The sequence below is a fragment of the Exiguobacterium sp. E17S genome, assembly GCF_057772545.1.
In genome coordinates, this window is the sequence record NZ_JBYLRU010000019.1 from 1 (window position 1) to 496 (window position 496).

Annotated in this window: 1 pseudogene; it reads left to right on the top strand. The window is 54.2% G+C overall.

Annotated features, from left to right (window positions below):
• Positions 1 to 219, top strand: a pseudogene (locus tag AC3B4V_RS16240) (hypothetical protein); the annotation flags it as partial.
• Positions 220 to 496: the final 277 nt, after the last annotated feature.

The window sequence follows — 496 nt, forward strand, 5'->3', positions numbered from 1 at the left end:
CGCCAAGCAGCAGCAGGGGCGTCCACCACGCGCTTCCCTGCCCTGCTCTATCCGCTGGGCAACTGGGTGTGCCTGGTGTTCATGGCGGCCGTACTGGTGATCATGCTGATCACGCCGGGTATGGCGATTTCCGTCTACCTGATCCCGGTCTGGATTGCGATCCTTGGCGTAGGCTATCTCTTCAGCCAGAAAAGCCGTAATGCCATGAAAGCACACTAAGCCTCTCTCCGCGGCACCTGCTTTTGCGGGTGCCGCGCGTTGTTACCTCCCCTCACACTTTCACGCCCACAGCGCATTTATCCATATCACCGCCCTGATACTGCAACGCATATATTCCTTTGCCAGCAAATAATTCTCTCCATACCGTAAACCGGAGAGCTGTCGATGGATAACAACACACTGTCAGTAAAAGAAAAGATCGGCTATGGGATGGGCGACGCGGGATGCAACATCATCTTCGGCGCCATCATGCTGTTTGTTAACTATTTTTATACGG